The sequence below is a fragment of the Pseudoalteromonas sp. GCY genome (assembly GCF_016695175.1).
Taxonomy (GTDB): Bacteria; Pseudomonadota; Gammaproteobacteria; order Enterobacterales; family Alteromonadaceae; genus Pseudoalteromonas.
In genome coordinates this window covers 2210130-2224751 of sequence record NZ_CP068023.1, presented here as the reverse complement: position 1 = coordinate 2224751, position 14622 = coordinate 2210130, and the positions used below count along the sequence as shown (strand labels likewise).

General features: G+C 42.2%; 15 protein-coding genes. 9 read left to right on the top strand and 6 right to left on the bottom strand.

Annotation, left to right across the window (positions count from 1 at the left end):
- Positions 1 to 26 precede the first annotated feature (26 nt).
- Together JJQ94_RS15070 and JJQ94_RS15065 are read left to right on the top strand one after the other, a co-directional pair.
- Positions 27 to 695 carry a hypothetical protein gene (locus JJQ94_RS15070; protein ID WP_099029270.1) on the top strand — a complete coding sequence of 223 codons (669 nt, stop codon included), beginning with the start codon at positions 27 to 29 and terminating at the stop codon, positions 693 to 695.
- Positions 662 to 1612, top strand: coding sequence for a hypothetical protein (locus tag JJQ94_RS15065; RefSeq protein WP_099029157.1), 951 nt, complete (start codon positions 662 to 664; stop codon positions 1610 to 1612). The genes JJQ94_RS15070 and JJQ94_RS15065 overlap by 34 nt, the downstream gene beginning before the upstream one ends.
- Before the next feature lie 465 nt (positions 1613 to 2077).
- Here the strand turns inward: JJQ94_RS15065 and JJQ94_RS15060 are convergent, their stop codons facing one another.
- Entirely contained in the window at positions 2078 to 3289 is a 1212-nt protein-coding gene (locus tag JJQ94_RS15060; protein WP_099029156.1) for an MFS transporter, read from the bottom strand.
- A gap of 107 nt (positions 3290 to 3396) precedes the next feature.
- On the opposite strand from JJQ94_RS15060, the gene JJQ94_RS15055 reads away from it, so the two are divergent.
- Positions 3397 to 4287, top strand: coding sequence for a LysR family transcriptional regulator (locus tag JJQ94_RS15055; protein ID WP_099029155.1), 891 nt, complete (start codon positions 3397 to 3399; stop codon positions 4285 to 4287).
- A gap of 19 nt (positions 4288 to 4306) precedes the next feature.
- Here JJQ94_RS15055 and JJQ94_RS15050 read toward each other — a convergent pair whose 3' ends face one another.
- A complete protein-coding gene (locus tag JJQ94_RS15050) occupies positions 4307 to 4738 on the bottom strand; it encodes a MarR family winged helix-turn-helix transcriptional regulator (RefSeq protein WP_099029154.1) in 432 nt (143 codons plus the stop codon).
- 188 nt (positions 4739 to 4926) lie between these two features.
- Between JJQ94_RS15050 and JJQ94_RS15045 the strand changes: the two genes are divergently transcribed.
- Positions 4927 to 5355, top strand: a complete 429-nt coding sequence (locus JJQ94_RS15045) for an organic hydroperoxide resistance protein (protein ID WP_039497861.1) — start codon at positions 4927 to 4929, stop codon at positions 5353 to 5355.
- Positions 5356 to 5396: 41 nt separating this feature from the next.
- On the opposite strand, the gene JJQ94_RS15040 is transcribed toward JJQ94_RS15045, so the two are convergent.
- The 4 genes from JJQ94_RS15040 to JJQ94_RS15030 all read right to left on the bottom strand — a co-directional run bounded on the left by JJQ94_RS15040 (position 5397) and on the right by JJQ94_RS15030 (position 9673).
- Complete coding sequence (locus JJQ94_RS15040) at positions 5397 to 5840, bottom strand: hypothetical protein (protein WP_099029153.1); 444 nt, start codon at positions 5838 to 5840, stop codon at positions 5397 to 5399.
- Between the two features lie 110 nt (positions 5841 to 5950).
- Positions 5951 to 6133 (bottom strand): hypothetical protein, encoded by a 183-nt coding sequence (locus tag JJQ94_RS24375; protein WP_088530756.1) that lies wholly within the window; start codon positions 6131 to 6133, stop codon positions 5951 to 5953.
- A gap of 227 nt (positions 6134 to 6360) precedes the next feature.
- A complete protein-coding gene (locus tag JJQ94_RS15035; RefSeq protein WP_099029152.1) occupies positions 6361 to 8511 on the bottom strand; it encodes an ATP-binding protein in 2151 nt (716 codons plus the stop codon).
- Entirely contained in the window at positions 8486 to 9673 is a 1188-nt protein-coding gene (locus JJQ94_RS15030; protein WP_099029151.1) for a sugar ABC transporter substrate-binding protein, read from the bottom strand. The genes JJQ94_RS15035 and JJQ94_RS15030 overlap by 26 nt, the downstream gene beginning before the upstream one ends.
- A 245-nt stretch (positions 9674 to 9918) precedes the next feature.
- On the opposite strand from JJQ94_RS15030, the gene tmk reads away from it, so the two are divergent.
- From tmk to JJQ94_RS15005, 5 genes are read left to right on the top strand one after another with little or no spacing between them, the layout of a single operon-like run.
- A complete protein-coding gene (gene tmk / locus JJQ94_RS15025) occupies positions 9919 to 10572 on the top strand; it encodes a dTMP kinase (RefSeq protein ID WP_099029150.1) in 654 nt (217 codons plus the stop codon).
- Positions 10565 to 11473, top strand: a complete 909-nt coding sequence (gene holB, locus JJQ94_RS15020) for a DNA polymerase III subunit delta' (protein ID WP_099029149.1) — start codon at positions 10565 to 10567, stop codon at positions 11471 to 11473. Before tmk ends, holB begins: the two co-directional genes overlap by 8 nt.
- An 11-nt stretch (positions 11474 to 11484) precedes the next feature.
- Positions 11485 to 11808, top strand: a complete 324-nt coding sequence (locus JJQ94_RS15015; RefSeq protein ID WP_010372542.1) for a PilZ domain-containing protein — start codon at positions 11485 to 11487, stop codon at positions 11806 to 11808.
- Between the two features lie 7 nt (positions 11809 to 11815).
- Complete coding sequence (locus JJQ94_RS15010) at positions 11816 to 12610, top strand: TatD family hydrolase (RefSeq protein WP_099029148.1); 795 nt, start codon at positions 11816 to 11818, stop codon at positions 12608 to 12610.
- Positions 12594 to 14432 carry an alkaline phosphatase D family protein gene (locus tag JJQ94_RS15005; protein ID WP_099029147.1) on the top strand — a complete coding sequence of 613 codons (1839 nt, stop codon included), beginning with the start codon at positions 12594 to 12596 and terminating at the stop codon, positions 14430 to 14432. The genes JJQ94_RS15010 and JJQ94_RS15005 overlap by 17 nt, the downstream gene beginning before the upstream one ends.
- The last annotated feature ends 190 nt before the right edge of the window (positions 14433 to 14622 follow it).

The following is a 14622-nucleotide window of genomic DNA, read 5'->3' as shown; positions in this document are numbered from 1 at the left end:
TAAATGAGCAACTAACAATAGGCGGGATGCCAGTAACCACAATTGAAAAAAAGCTAGTGCAGCTGGATATAGGTTCTACAGGCCGAGCAAGCTTTCAAGTTGTTTGTGACTTTGAGCCAACCGGACTAGTTGAACTGCATATAGGATATCAATTAGACGCGTTAGAGCCTTACTTTTTGGGTGTGATTGAATCAAAGCTATATTCAAACGGCTTGTGGCACTTAACATGTAGAGAGCTAATTGGCGCACTAAGCTTTAAAATACCTATGGCAATTAGACATGCAACGATTGAAAAGGTATTGGCAGAGCTATCACAAGGACAGCTAGAATTTGTCATACCAAATGTAATGTATTCGAAAGCTGTCGTACCAGCATTCTGCCATGCAGGAACAGGCATTGAAGCGCTACGCCAAATTGGTACTGTTTGGCAAATACCTCATTACATAGTTCAGCAGCGACCTGATGGGAAAATCTACGTTGGCAGTTGGGAGCATTCAAAGTGGGCTACCTCTGAGGTTAGTGAGTTCCCTGAACACGCAATTAAAACGATAAACAGCTTAAGCGGCAGAGTGTTAGCAATACCAAAGTTAAGACCTGGCATAAAAATCAATGGCCGATACATCACGGAAGTGACACTAAACAATGACAGGATGCAATTAAGATGGTCAAACAAGCTATTAAACGGCTCATACTAAGGTATTTTCCTGAACTAGGTGAGCGAAAACATTTACCACAGCTGGCAAAATTTGTTGCTATATATGATTTGCCTACAGATACCCCAAAAGCTAGCACTCCGTTTCGCCCATACAAAGCTGCAGATATACAGCTCATAAACCCACAGACTCTTGAGCCAACTGATGCACCGGTATTTCAACAAGTAACATTAGCTATTGGACAGCCAAATAATGCAGGTGTCATCTCACACCCCAAGCCCGGAATGCTTTGCCTATTGCAATATATTGATGGGCTCAACAGTCTACCTGTGATCACTGCAATTTTGCCATGGCAAAGCTTAGTGCCAAACTCTAAACACACAGACGTATCTCTTTTGCAAAGTGCTACCAGCAGTATCCAAGGCCGTGATGAAAGCTGGCATATGAAAACGGATAGAGATATCAGTCAATGTAGTGACACAAGCACCGTTATGGCGAGGTCAAGAAATGAGGCCTACCATGAGCGCACGTGCAACATAGAGAGTCATGACACAACAAAGATAGATGGCAACCAAATAAATGAGGTGATGGGTGCCCTGAAAACAATTGTGGGTGAAAAGGCGTTACTAACCGCGATCGAAGGCGTATTGATTGGCAGCAAAAAACAAATTGAAATAAAAGCACATGGTGATATGCAGTTGCAAAGCCTGAAGTCACTTTATGCAAAAGCTACTGATCTTGCAAAAGTAGAGGGGGCGACTGTATGGGTTGGTGACAACTCAGTTAATGCGATAAGAATTCTTTTAGAACTAATCGAGGTAGTTGCAGAAACTAACGAAAAAATAGCAACACACAAACATGGGGTCACCAAGCCACCCCCAATTAACGCCGCTGAGTTTATCGGTTTTAAAAGCAAAGCTGATGCGTTACATGAGAATCTTCAGCCAGTAACTGAATGAGCACGTCAAGTGTGTATATCACTGTGTATACGGTATTGATTTTAATTTTAAAAGTTCTATTAAAACAAATGGTTAGTTATGGGTTAGATTAGTCGTGCCAATAGATAGTCGGGATGTTCTGGGCATTATTTGGTATATCTGATTGGTTTGTATTTGTCATAAAATCAAAAAGTTATTCTACTGTTTTTGTTTGTTTTGGTTAATCATATTTGTCGTGATGGTATGACAACTGTGTATATCAGTTCACACAAGTGTGTATACCGTGGTAACTAAGCTGCTTGTCGCTATGCGGATACATATGATTAACGATAGACAGGCATTATCGCATAGAGGCGCGCTTAGAGTAAGGCGTAACTATGGCGGATTGTGTGATTAAAGCAGAACAAAGCGATAATTGGGGAAGCGACATCACTTATTGATTTATCAAGCTGCCCAATTATCTATTGAACAATCAATAAATCGCGATTAAAAGCGCTTTCTTTGAAAGTTTCTCCACATAACAACCGTTATAACTATCAATAGGGTTGAGACAACAATCAAGACATTAAAATTAAGCGAGTGGTTTTCGTGGGGCATGACTAGCAAACTTGCAATGGTGCCGCCAGAGGCTATCGCAAAGTGCTGTATCGCATTTTGCAGACTAATAAAGGTACTGCGCTCTTCTGCGTGAAGTGAGGTTATGAGTTCTGTCACTAAGATCATAGAGCGGGTAGCGCTTGTAATCACAAACAGGGTAAAAAGTCCGGCTGCAAAAATAACTGAACTTATCGTAAAACCAAACAAGGCCGCCAATATCATCAAGCCACTAAGAAAGTAAATTAAGTATGAGGTTGTGTGATTGTTTAGCTTACGTCGAGCGTATAGCTGAACTGCAATAAACGAACACACACCACTTAACAAATAGCATGCGCTCAGCATCGAGCTTGAGATGCTTAAGTTGATAATTAGCATCACCGGAAATTGAGTTGAAATTGCAAATGTACTTAGCACCACAAAAAATGCAATGAACAGAGCGTATTTAAGGGTTTTGGTCGGGTGAAATGCGTTGCTTGACATTGGGTTGCTATCGCTGTTAGTGCTGCTTTGAGAAGCTTGCTTTATGTTTGAGAGGAATATAAATGTAAATAATAGCGCTGTAATGGCTAAACCACTTCCCAGTATCATGAACCCCAACTGCCAGCCTTGATTTGCTGTGATAGCTAAAAGAGCAGGAATCCCAATTGCTAAGGCGAGTGGAAAAGCACTCAGCAGTATCGCGGTGTCTTTTTTCTTGTCGTTTTCATGGCTTATCTGAATCACCAAGTTGAGATTGAGTACTACCAGTGCGCCGCCACAAATGCCAGTCAATGCACGTACGAAAAGTAGGATATAAAAACTATCGAGTGCTGAAGTGAGCAAGGTTAACAAGGTGGTTGCTGACAGAAAAATAAAGACCTTGTATTTCTCCTTTGAAAGGTTGCCGGTACCACGCACCCATAAACAAGTGAAAGCAGCGGCAATTGCATAAGCTGAAACGAGTAGTCCTGAATTTGATGGGTTGGTACCTGAACTTAGCACCATTTCTGCACTAAAGGGCACGATGATTAATGCATCTAATGCGATTAAAAAGTGGATGACAAAACATAACCCAAATTTAGCTTTTGGGCTTGCTAAGGTGGTCATTGAAGCTGAAAACATAGACATCCTTAATTGATATAAACAAAGAATCCTTGATTGTATTAGCCTTAATTAGGTAATAAAGTGTCTATTATTGAATTGATAAACCCATATTTTGGGCTAATAAAATGATTGATCAGATTGATCCTCAGTGGCTTAACAGTTTTCACTGTGTCTATGAATGCTTAAGCTTCAAACAAGCAGCTGAGTTTCTGGATATCCCAACCTCCAACGTAAGCCGTCATATCGCATTACTTGAAGAAAAGCTTGATGCAAGATTGTTGGAACGAACGACAAGACGGATCTCAGTTACAGAGGCGGGTGAGCAGCTTTATGTGAGTACTAAGCCGTTAATCGATTCGCTGTCGGATGCGTTGCGAGAGGTCAATAAACATGCCTCTACGCCAATGGGTCATTTGCGTATAGTGATGCCCGATATCCCAATACTTGGCCAAGCGGTGGTAAGCTTTCGCGCTGCGCATCCATTAATTTCAATAAGCTGTGATACCAGCCTGAGCCCAAGAGAAAATCTTTTAGATGGCTTTGATGTCGTGCTCTACTTTCATCGTGGCAAGCTTGAGGATAGCAATTGGGTGGTTAAAGAGCTGGCTCGATTACCAAGCGTTGTGGTGGCAGCTCCCAGCTTGCTAGAGAAGCATTCTTCGCCGTATAGATTAGCAGATTTACAGTCTCTCCCTTGTATTTCAACCCTCACCGCCGTAAACGGTACACCTTGGATATTTACCAACAAGGAAGGAAGATTAACGACTGTGAATGTTAAATCGAACTTCAGGGTAAACAGTGGCTTTATAGCCAAGTCTGCCGCGCTATCTGGGGTTGGGTTTGCCATCTTGCCACTGAACTCCTGTAAAGCAGAAATCGAGTCAGGCGCGCTGATACCAATCAAGTTAGAGCAGCAACCGGAAGACCTTGTGCTTTATGCGTTCTATGCTGGCCGTAAACATCTGGCCAAAAAAATATCAGCGTTTTTGGCACATTTAGAACGCGCGCTACAATGACCATCTATTGATTTATACTTTAAGCCAAATCACCATTGATCGAATCTAGTAATTCAATAAGTACTTGTGCTTTTTGATCGTCGATACTTGGAAACTTACAGCGGATCTGCTCGGGAATTGTGGCAGCTTGATGTTGCAGATCATGACCCTTACTTTGTAGTTTTACCACTCGTTTGCGCTTATCTTTTTCGTCTTTAACGATACAAAGCAGGGCTTTGTCAGTCATTTTTTTTAAGATTTGCGTCATAGCACCGCCATCTATGGCCGTTTTCTCTAGTAACTCAGCAATGCTGATTTCATCTTTCTCCCAAAGAGCCATCATGACCACATATTGAGGGTAGGTTAGATCGAGTTTTTGTAAAGATGTTCGGTAAGCACGGGCAATGCTATTAGAAGCCATGTAGAGACGGTGGCAGATTTGGGCATCTAGTTTTAGTTGAGGGTAGTTCATTACATATTCCTGCAAAGTAGCTAAGCTATATTTTAATTTGCATGCAAAGTATTTGCAATTCTAAAAAATTGACTCTATTATTTTGCATGCAAAATAAGTATTTAATTGATTTTACTTCATCTAGAGTAAAGCCTCGCTGCATTAGGGTGTAGGTGAGTACTCTACAAGCACAAACTTAGGAGAACGAAATGAAAGAACTACAAAGTATTGCATATACGGCGAAAGCAACTGCCACAGGTGGCCGAGAAGGTGTGGCGAAATCTGACGATGGTCGTCTTGATGTTGCGCTTTCGACACCAAAAGGCTTAGGTGGTGATGACGGGCAAGGGACTAATCCAGAGCAATTGTTTGCAGCAGGTTATGCGGCGTGTTTTATTGGCGCATTAAAATTGGTGGCAGGCAAAGCAAAGATCAAGTTGCCAGAAGACACACATATTAACTCTGAAGTGTCTATTGGGCCAATTGAAGGTGGCTTCGGGATAGCGGTGAAATTGGCGGTATCGGTTGGCGACTTAGACAAAGACACGGCGCAGTCACTCGTTGAAAAAGCTCACGAAGTTTGCCCATATTCAAATGCTACTCGTGGCAATATCGCGGTTGAGCTTTCAGTTATTTAACTCACTCAAGCGACTCAAAGCCAGCGTATTTTGACGCTGGCTTATGTGTTTTCTAACGGGTCGGTGACATTAAAGCAATGAATATCACCGCCCGTTCTAAAATCAACACGTTTAACTTGCTCAACGATTTCCACCGTATTATAGCCATTGAGTAAACCAAACATTGCCGCTTGTTGGCCTGAGCCGATGGCATAAGATTGCGCTAAGGGTTCAGATTTACAGGTGCCCCTTTTTACACAACCATACCATACGCCTTTTTTGGGGTGGTATTTAATGAACTCCAAACTCTCAATCGTATCAAATTGATTATTTGAAAAATTGTGCTGCAAATTGTATATATCGCATGTTTGCCCAGTGCAAAACACTCTCCAACCATGATGATCAAACCACTTTTGGGCGTTATCGGTAACGATGATCTTGTCGGTAGTGGTTCTACTATCACAGGCGATTTCTGCTGTTTTCGCGTTATAGACGATGGTTGTCATTCCTTTTGACTCCTATGAAATAAATTCGATGAAACCATGCAACTAGTGCAGGTAAAAATGCTGATGGTATAAAGGTTTGAATGCTAATTGAATGTTGCACGAGAAGAAGTTTACCTGAGGTGAATGTCTGCGCTTTTAACTAGGGCCTGTTGACCTTTGCTGTTTGATTTTTGTTCTTCTGAGTGTGTTTTGATCGCGACGCTCGACTTGCCGCCTAGTAATCTAGGCAAAAGTTGAGCAACAATGAACAAAGCGCACTCAGGTGAACCCAAAGGGCAGCGCTTGACTGGCATTTCTACTGTGTTATCGCCAGACTTACATAGAATGACTATGCTACGCAGGCTCTGCCTTGTATAAATACCAGTCAAACTGCTGCAAAAACAAACTTGAAAGATCAACAGGCCCTAATTACAGGCTAAGATTATAAGAATTTTACGATGTTATTCAATTGTAACTTAGGTGAACTTTCTTCAATTTAGCTTATTACATCTAGCCACATAAAATGGGGCGAAATTGACCGTTAACTCACAATCGTATTTATCACTTCATAAAGCTTTTTCATATCTATCGGTTTTGCAACACAATTATCAAATCCAAGTTGCTGATAATTTTCTAAATCTCCCGACATCACGTTGGCCGTGACGGCAACAAGCGGGGTTGTTTTATCTTGTTCTCTGACTTCTGAACATACTTTTAGGCCATCTTTTTTTGGCATCTGAATATCTACAAAAAAGATATCAGGTTTCAATTCGTGGTAAAGCTCAATCGCTTCTTCACCATCCTGAGCTATGACAAGATTCGCTTCAGTTGGTTTAATCATGGCACTAAATATTTTTTGATTAAGTGGATTATCTTCAGCAAGTAGCAGATTTTTATCTTTCAAGGCGGGTATATCTTGCAAGTCTTGCATGATAGATTGTTCTGGTGCGTCGCAAATTTCGAGTACGAGTTCAACTGTAAACTCACTGCCAATACCTTCTTGACTCGTCACCGTAACACGGCCGTCCATTAACTCGGCGAGTTGTTTTACAATTGCAAGTCCAAGACCAGTTCCTCCATACTTTCTGGTGGTCGACGAGTCTGCCTGTTGAAAACGATTAAATAGCTTCTTTAGCGCGATTTCGGAAATACCAGCGCCAGTATCTATTACACGGATGGAGAGATGCTTACCGCCATCTTGGAGTATAACGGTTACAGATCCGTCACTGGTAAATTTAACGGCATTGGATATTAAATTTCTTAGTATCTGCTTTAAACGCAGCGAATCACCGAGTCGATAAGGGTTTGCGAGTTCCTCAGTATGAATAATCAGGTCGATTTGCTTAGTACTGGCAGTATGGACAAACTCTTGTTTTACTTCAGTGACAATACTTTTGACATCCACCGTCGCTGATTCCATCTTTAATTCACCAGCTTCAATTTTAGAGAAATCAAGTAAATCATTGAGTAAGCTAAGTAATGTTTCTGTGGATGTCATGCCTTGTGCAATGAGTTCTTTGGAGTCTGCTGCATTTCTATGATGCTTCATTAACTGAAATACACCATAAATACCGTTAAGTGGCGTTCTTAATTCATGGCTCATGTTCGCCAAAAAGTGACTTTTTGCCCGCTCAGAGCTTTGCGCTTTCATTTTTTCACTTTCAAGAGAGCTGATCTGCTCTTTGATTTGTTTCGCAAGTTGGTTAAGGGTCACTTGGAGCGTTCTTAATTCTCTAAATTCAAAATCGCTTTTCGCAGAAACGTAATGTCCTCGTTTCAGTCGTTCACAATGGCGTTCAAGTGCTTGCATCGGATTGGTCAACCGTTTTGCTAATCGGCGTAAATACCAGGTAAGTAATACCACCAGCATCAACCCGATAAGCACTATGTATAACACCGCGCGTAAAATGTCGTTACTGTATACTTCGGCTTCTCGTTGTAGCTGTAAATCAAGTTCTACAAAATCGTCTTTTAGTGAATAAATAGGACTGCGGTATACACCTTCAGTGGCATTTGAGGAATGTGTTCCTTCAAGCACAAGGTCTTGACTGGTGAGCCAGATAGAGCCTTTTTCCTGATTGGAATCTAGAAATGGTCCAAGATCGACTTCGAGGAATAGTACACCCGTATATTTATAAGGACGCATTAACGATGATAATTTTTGTCTAAGGGGAATGGCGAGAAACAACTTGGCCTGATCAGACGGTTTTTTTTCAATGCTTTCAACTGGGACAACCAGTTTGTCGATTCTTAAAGTGCGTAGCTGTTGCGAGAGGACCTTGTTAGCATGCTCGCTAAATACGGAGTTGTTCCAACGTAGGGTATCAAAAGGATATCCCTCTACGGTAAACACGGAGCCATCGTTGATAAACGCAGACTTCACCATGTCGGTATTGTCGACTAAGTTAGTTAGCGCCTTAACCGCGTATTGAGTAAACAGTAGATCGCTCGGTAAGGTAGATAAAATGTGGTCTTCACTTAATGGTGCAACTTGATAGATAAGCTCATTGACTTGCGCTTTAAAATCGCTGATAAGACTTGCGCCAGTGCGTTTAACGTCTTCTTGCTCTAAGGTTGCCTTTTGTTGCATCAGGGAAAAGCCAACCATCGCAACCAGTACAACGAGGAACAGAGAGAATAATGCCGTAATTTTTCTTTTTATTTCATCAACGATGCTGCGATTTGCTTTCATTCTGTCCCGACTTTGTGACAATAAATTGCATATATTGCGTCGTTTCTTCGACACTATACACACCACCTAAATAGCGTGTTAGTCCCTTAAGCATAGCCTCCCAAATATAGGCCATAATAGGTTCATTCGGTTGTGGATAGGTTTCATGCAGAGATGCAATCAGTTGAGACAGTGCTTTGTCGCCGCGTTTTGTCAGTTCAGCTAAGCTGTCGCCGTTTGCTGGCAGCGCATTGAGCTCATCCCACAGTTTATCTTGTACCTTCTGGCTTTGCATAAAGTCAACAAGCAGCTTTAGATGCGGACCTTTTTTAGATTCTATGCCATTGGCAGGAAAAGCCAGTACATGAGACGATGCTAGAGACATCAGCTGATGATTACCCCACCTCGGTAAAGGCGCGATGGCTAGGTCGTCTTTAAGCTTGTCTTTAAGTTGACGATATGCCCAAATTCCATTCACAAAATAATCGAGCTTGCCGGTCTTAAAACGATTCATTAAGCATTGGTATACACAGTCAGCGTCTATGATGCCGCTGTTGAGTAATGATTGATAATTGGAAATTGCGAGGCGCATCGCTTTGGTGTCAAGCTGTGGTACGCCTTCCTGAATGAGATTAGGCTGGAGGGCGTTTGCAAAGGTCACAAACCAATACATTTCATAAAAATTCCAGCCGAGCGTAGGTTGGTCTGCTACCGCTTGCTGTGCGTAGGTTTGTAAGTCGGTAATAGGGTGTGGCACAAGTGCACGGTTGTAATAGAGTACAAGATGGTTGCCATACATAATTGGCACGCCCCTCAGCTCACCATTGACCTTGCTGTTTTCAATGACTTTTTGTGTGAGCTTTTTGCTTAGCCAAGACTCTGGCACCTGAGAAAATTGCAGTTCCGACAATCCCATATAATCGCTGGGAATAATAACGGCATCCGGTAGTTGCAGGGCATCTGCATACAACAATAACTCGCTTTTTAACTGATTGTTGTTAAAGGCAAGAATATTAACTTTAATACCCGTCTTTGCACTAAATTCTTCAAATAATGGCTGAAAATCAAAGTTTTCAAGTCCTACCGCGACATCTATCTCTGGCGGTTCACTTGCATGTGCATTGACTGAGCTATAAACCAGAAGAAGTAACATGAACACCAAGCAAAGCATTTGACCCGGCATATCAGTACGCTTCCTTTATGGACCTAAAAGGCATGTTAATGTTGCTCGGCATTGGGCGTTTCTTACATAAAACTAATCGGATGTGCTTGTTATTGTAGACCAAATTTTACTGTTTTAAATTCTTTTCAGAATGACAAATTCAATTTATTAGACAATTCAATTCTATTTCACTAGTGAATAATTTAATAATTCACTAAAACACGATAAAATGACAGCCAAATAAGAATGATGAGTACATCCTTGCTATGAAAAAAGGGTTTATGCTGTCCTGCGATGGCAGCAATGGCGCTGGAAAAACAACGGTTATTGCCGGATTGGAAGCGCATTTAAAACAACGCGGTATTGAAGTCGTGATGACTCGTGAACCCGGTGGAACAGAGATCTCAGAGAAGATCAGAGAAATCATTCTAGATCCCTCAACCCCCGAAATGGCAGACATGACGGAACTTATGTTGTTTGGGGCTGCGCGTGCTCAGCACGTTCGTGAAAAAATTATTCCAGCACTTGAGCAAGGCAAAGTCGTTATTTCTGATCGATTTGACGCTGCAACATTTAGTTTTCAACATTATGCAAGAGGGCTAGATCTTGCCACCATCACAACCATTAATCAGCTTGCGCTCGGCGATTTTCGTCCAGACATGAATTTGATTTTGGACTTGGACCCAGAAGAGGGCTTAAAGCGAGTCAAATCGCGAGGTGAGGGGCTAGATAGACTCGAGGATGAAAAGCAACAATTTTTGCAGCGCGCACGTGAGGGTTATCTCGTTCAAGCGAAGAATGACCCTGAACGATTTACTGTGATTGATGCCAGTCAAAGTAAAGCACAAGTGCTTGAGCAAAGTATTGAACTACTTGATAGCTTGATAGCCACACACCTTACAGTGGATGGCAATGAATAATTTGCTTCCAAGTTGGCACAGCGGCGCTTTGAGTTATCTTGCTCGGGCACAGCACAATGGTCGTTTGCACCATGCTCAGTTGTTATCGGGTAAAAAAGGCGTGGGAAAGTCTCTGCTTGCGGCGCACTTGGCAGATGCACTTTTATGCTTACATCCACAAAATCTCACTGCCTGTGGGCAATGTAAGCCATGTAACTTGAACTTAGCTGGTAATCACCCAGATAGACTGACTGTAGTGCCAGAGGGAAAATCAATCGGGGTGGATGAAATTCGAGAAATTACGCATTTCTTGAACCATTCTGCGCAGCAAGGTGGCAATAAAGTCGCGTTGATTGAACAAGCGCATTTGATGACCCATTCAGCCGCTAATGCGCTGTTAAAAACACTTGAAGAGCCAAATGCTAATCGTTATTTGGTCGTTACCAGTGATGATGACAGTAAATTACCTGCCACCATTTTGAGCCGTTGTAATAAAGTGGCGATTCACTCGCCCAATCAAGCAGAAGCTGCGCAGTGGTTGGCTGCTAAAAATGTCGCTTGTGATTTTCCTTGGTTTGATGAATTTTCTCTACAGCCATTTATTATCGAAGCGTGGCAACAAGAAGGTGCGCTTGACGATGTGACTGCGCTTTATCATGCGGCGAATCAATTAACGGTAGAGAGTGCGCAAACGGTTGAAAAGATTTTATTAAAGCAGAGCGCAATGAGTGATGTATTCGCCCGTTTTTTGCTCAACCGTCTTAAAGGGGCGATGACACAAGGGAATGGTTTGAGTTTTACCCAGTATCAAGACTTAGTGAGCTTAGTACATCGGTTTATGTACGAACAGAAAAATGTGTTAGGGTTAAATCAAAACCTTAGCATTTCTAATTTACTTTTTGCCTTACAAAAACAGCTATAAAGAGGTGGTGCATGCAAGAGTTACTTGCGGATTTTGAAGATTTAGATGAGCTATATCGTTGTTATATGCCATTTCTGAAATCCGGTGGCATATTTATCAAGTCCAATGCCCATTTTGATATGGGGCAAGAATTAAAGCTCAGAGTCACCCTACCAGATGCCCTAGAAGCGGACGAAGTTGAAGTTGTCGTTGCTTGGTTAACACCGCAAGGCGCGCAAAATTCTAATCCACCTGGGGTTGGCGTTGCGTTTGTTGACGCGCCAGCTTTGAACGATAAAATAAATAAGCTTTTGGGTGCAACTTTGCATTCAGATAAACCAACTTACACCATGTAGAGCCAGTATGATTGTAGACTCTCACTGTCATTTAGATAGACTCGATTTTGAAAAGTTAGGCCTAAGCCTTGAAGAAGTACTCAGCAACGCGAGACAAAAACAAGTAGAACACTTTTTATGCGTTAGCGTGACGCTAGACCAATTTCCATCCATGTTAGAAAAAATAGCCCATTTTGATGATGTTTCTGCATCTTGTGGGGTACATCCTCTGGATCAAAAAGATAAATTGGATGTTGAAAGGCTAATGCAACTGGCGAGTAATGATAAAGTCGTTGCTATTGGTGAAACGGGATTAGATTATTATTATTCAAAAGATACGCATCAGGTACAGCAAGAAAGCTTTGCTGGACATATCGATGTGGCTAATCAGCTGCAAAAACCACTGATCATTCATACTCGTGATGCAAAAGCCGACACGATAGACATCATGCGTGCCCACAATGCGCAAAATTGCGGTGGTGTGTTGCACTGTTTTACCGAAGATTGGCCGATGGCAAAGCAGGCACTAGACCTTGGTTTTTACATTTCAATCTCAGGTATCGTGACATTTAAAAATGCGACGGCGCTTCAGGAAGTCGTTAAGCAAATCCCCATGGACCGATTGCTTATTGAAACCGACTCACCTTATCTTGCGCCTGTACCGCATCGTGGCAAAACTAACCAGCCTGCTTATGTACAAGATGTTGCATATTATATTGCTGACTTAAAAGGAGTGAGCTACAAAGCGCTTGCAGAGCAAACCACGAATAACTTTTACTCTTTATTTAATTTGGTGAAACGCCAAGATGGTAGCACAACTTAATCAGCTACCTCAGGTGTTGATGGGCCCGCTGGTTCGCCGAGCTGAGCAGAATAAAATTTGCATCCAGATTGTTACTTGTGAAGCCGTGGACATCTCGGCTTCGCTATTGGCCCATCAATGTCGATGTGAGGTTGAGACATTTCAGCTCGGTGCAGCCTGCTTTTTGCATTTTTTGATGATATGCAGCGAAGAGGCATTGCCTACAGCGCAATTGCTCGAGTATCAAGTGCTCATTAACGGTGCTGCGTATAAGCCAGATTATCTGCGCTACGGAGAAGAGCTTAGCTTTGCGATACCTGCTAAACTGAATCAAATATTACATGGCTCATGCCGTAACCCGCATCACCATGCAAAAGACAGTCTACATACTGCGGATCAGTGGCAGGAGCAGCAACGCGAGCTTGGTGAGTTAGGTGCTGACTTGTGTATTTTTTCTGGCGATCAGATCTATGCAGATGATGTTGCTGGTGCCATGTTGTTGGCTATTCACCAACTTATAGCAAGGCTAGGTTTGTTTAAAGAAACCAAATTGCCAATGCACCTACCTGCTGATCAACAAGCCCAGCTTTACCATCGTCACTTATATCTACCGAAGACGCCATGGCAGGAACGCTCAAAGTTTTCACCGGGCTACTGGTTTCGAAAGGATGAACCGCACTTTTCTAGTGTTAAGGCCTTTAATCACCTAATTTTCTTCGAAGAATTTGTCGCCTGTTATCTGTTAAACTTCTCTCATCTTGCTTGGCAGTTGGTTAACTTTGATGCGCTTCATTATGACGGTGGCAACGACAAAGTTAGGCGAATATTTGAGTCCGAACTTGACGCCCTCAAAGGCTTTGTTGATACGTTGCCTAGTGCTGAGCGGTTGTGTGCGAACGTGCCCGTTCTGATGATGTTTGATGACCATGATGTGACCGATGATTGGAACTTGACGGCTAAATGGGAACAGGCAATTGCAAACCACAAAGTGAGTCGCCGCATAATCAGTAATGGCATCATTAGCTATTGGCTGTTTCAAGGCATTGGTAATGATGCGTTTGAGTATAGCGGTGCGCTGACATCAGGTTTTAATTCAAGCCTGATTGACAATGAATGGCACTTTTCGGCGTTTGACAAACAAGTTCGTCGATTCACACATTGGCACTATTGTTTAGATACTTTTCCAAAAGTGGTGGTGTTAGATACCCGTACACATCGCTGGCGTAATGAACAGGATTTCAATGAACCAAGTGGTTTACTCGACTGGGAAATGTTGATGGAGCTGCAAGACACGCTTATTGACCACAATGCAGTATTGATGGTAAGCCCTGCGCCAGTATTTGGGGTAAAGGCAATCGAAACCATACAAGCCATATTTAACACCTGTGGTGAGCCATTGATGGTGGATGTGGAAAATTGGATGGCACATGAAGGAGCTGCGAAAAAGCTCATTGAAATTTTTAAGCGTCCAGATACACCTAAAGAAACAATTATACTCTCCGGCGATGTACATTATTCGTTTTGCTTTTCGGTTCAGGCACGTTTTGGTCGTCATGATAACCGCATTTGGCAGTTAACTGCATCAGGGATAAAAAATGAATTTCCAAAGCCGCTTATCAATATTTTAGATAAGATGGACACGATTTTATATGCCAAATATAGTCCTCTGAATCTCTTTACGAAACGTTGGCAGCTATCTGTAAGTAAGCATCCTTCATCGCTAAAAAAACATGGCTATTTGGTGTCTGATTCTGCGATTAGCTTAGTAACGCTTGAAAACGGCTTACTAGAAAAGTATGAGCTACTGCACGGCACGGGGATCCACAGTCATTTTGAGTTATAAGTCTTGGTAATAGATTTGAGGATTGAATAAACGGATTTCAGCTATTTGTAGCTTAGCTTGGCTGCACGTATCAGCTTGCGTGATGCGCTAAACCCATCAAAAAACACATGCTCTTTTTCGCTTTTGCTATAGTTAATATAACGCGGGCTAACATCTCGACTATATGACTCTACTCAAGCGCATGTCTTTG

Coding starts and splice junctions, on each gene's coding strand:
- JJQ94_RS15060 (WP_099029156.1), bottom strand. CDS start 3,289: ATGTTTTCAGCTTCAATGACCACCTTAGCAAGCCCAAAAGCTAAATTT.
- JJQ94_RS15040 (WP_099029153.1), bottom strand. CDS start 5,840: ATGACAACCATCGTCTATAACGCGAAAACAGCAGAAATCGCCTGTGAT.
- JJQ94_RS15035 (WP_099029152.1), bottom strand. CDS start 8,511: ATGAAAGCAAATCGCAGCATCGTTGATGAAATAAAAAGAAAAATTACG.
- tmk (WP_099029150.1), top strand. CDS start 9,919: ATGAAAAAAGGGTTTATGCTGTCCTGCGATGGCAGCAATGGCGCTGGA.
- JJQ94_RS15045 (WP_039497861.1), top strand. CDS start 4,927: ATGAAAGAACTACAAAGTATTGCATATACGGCGAAAGCAACTGCCACA.
- JJQ94_RS15010 (WP_099029148.1), top strand. CDS start 11,816: ATGATTGTAGACTCTCACTGTCATTTAGATAGACTCGATTTTGAAAAG.
- JJQ94_RS15065 (WP_099029157.1), top strand. CDS start 662: ATGGTCAAACAAGCTATTAAACGGCTCATACTAAGGTATTTTCCTGAA.
- JJQ94_RS24375 (WP_088530756.1), bottom strand. CDS start 6,133: ATGCCAGTCAAGCGCTGCCCTTTGGGTTCACCTGAGTGCGCTTTGTTC.
- JJQ94_RS15030 (WP_099029151.1), bottom strand. CDS start 9,673: ATGCCGGGTCAAATGCTTTGCTTGGTGTTCATGTTACTTCTTCTGGTT.
- JJQ94_RS15070 (WP_099029270.1), top strand. CDS start 27: ATGCCAGTAACCACAATTGAAAAAAAGCTAGTGCAGCTGGATATAGGT.
- holB (WP_099029149.1), top strand. CDS start 10,565: ATGAATAATTTGCTTCCAAGTTGGCACAGCGGCGCTTTGAGTTATCTT.
- JJQ94_RS15005 (WP_099029147.1), top strand. CDS start 12,594: ATGGTAGCACAACTTAATCAGCTACCTCAGGTGTTGATGGGCCCGCTG.
- JJQ94_RS15055 (WP_099029155.1), top strand. CDS start 3,397: ATGATTGATCAGATTGATCCTCAGTGGCTTAACAGTTTTCACTGTGTC.
- JJQ94_RS15050 (WP_099029154.1), bottom strand. CDS start 4,738: ATGAACTACCCTCAACTAAAACTAGATGCCCAAATCTGCCACCGTCTC.
- JJQ94_RS15015 (WP_010372542.1), top strand. CDS start 11,485: ATGCAAGAGTTACTTGCGGATTTTGAAGATTTAGATGAGCTATATCGT.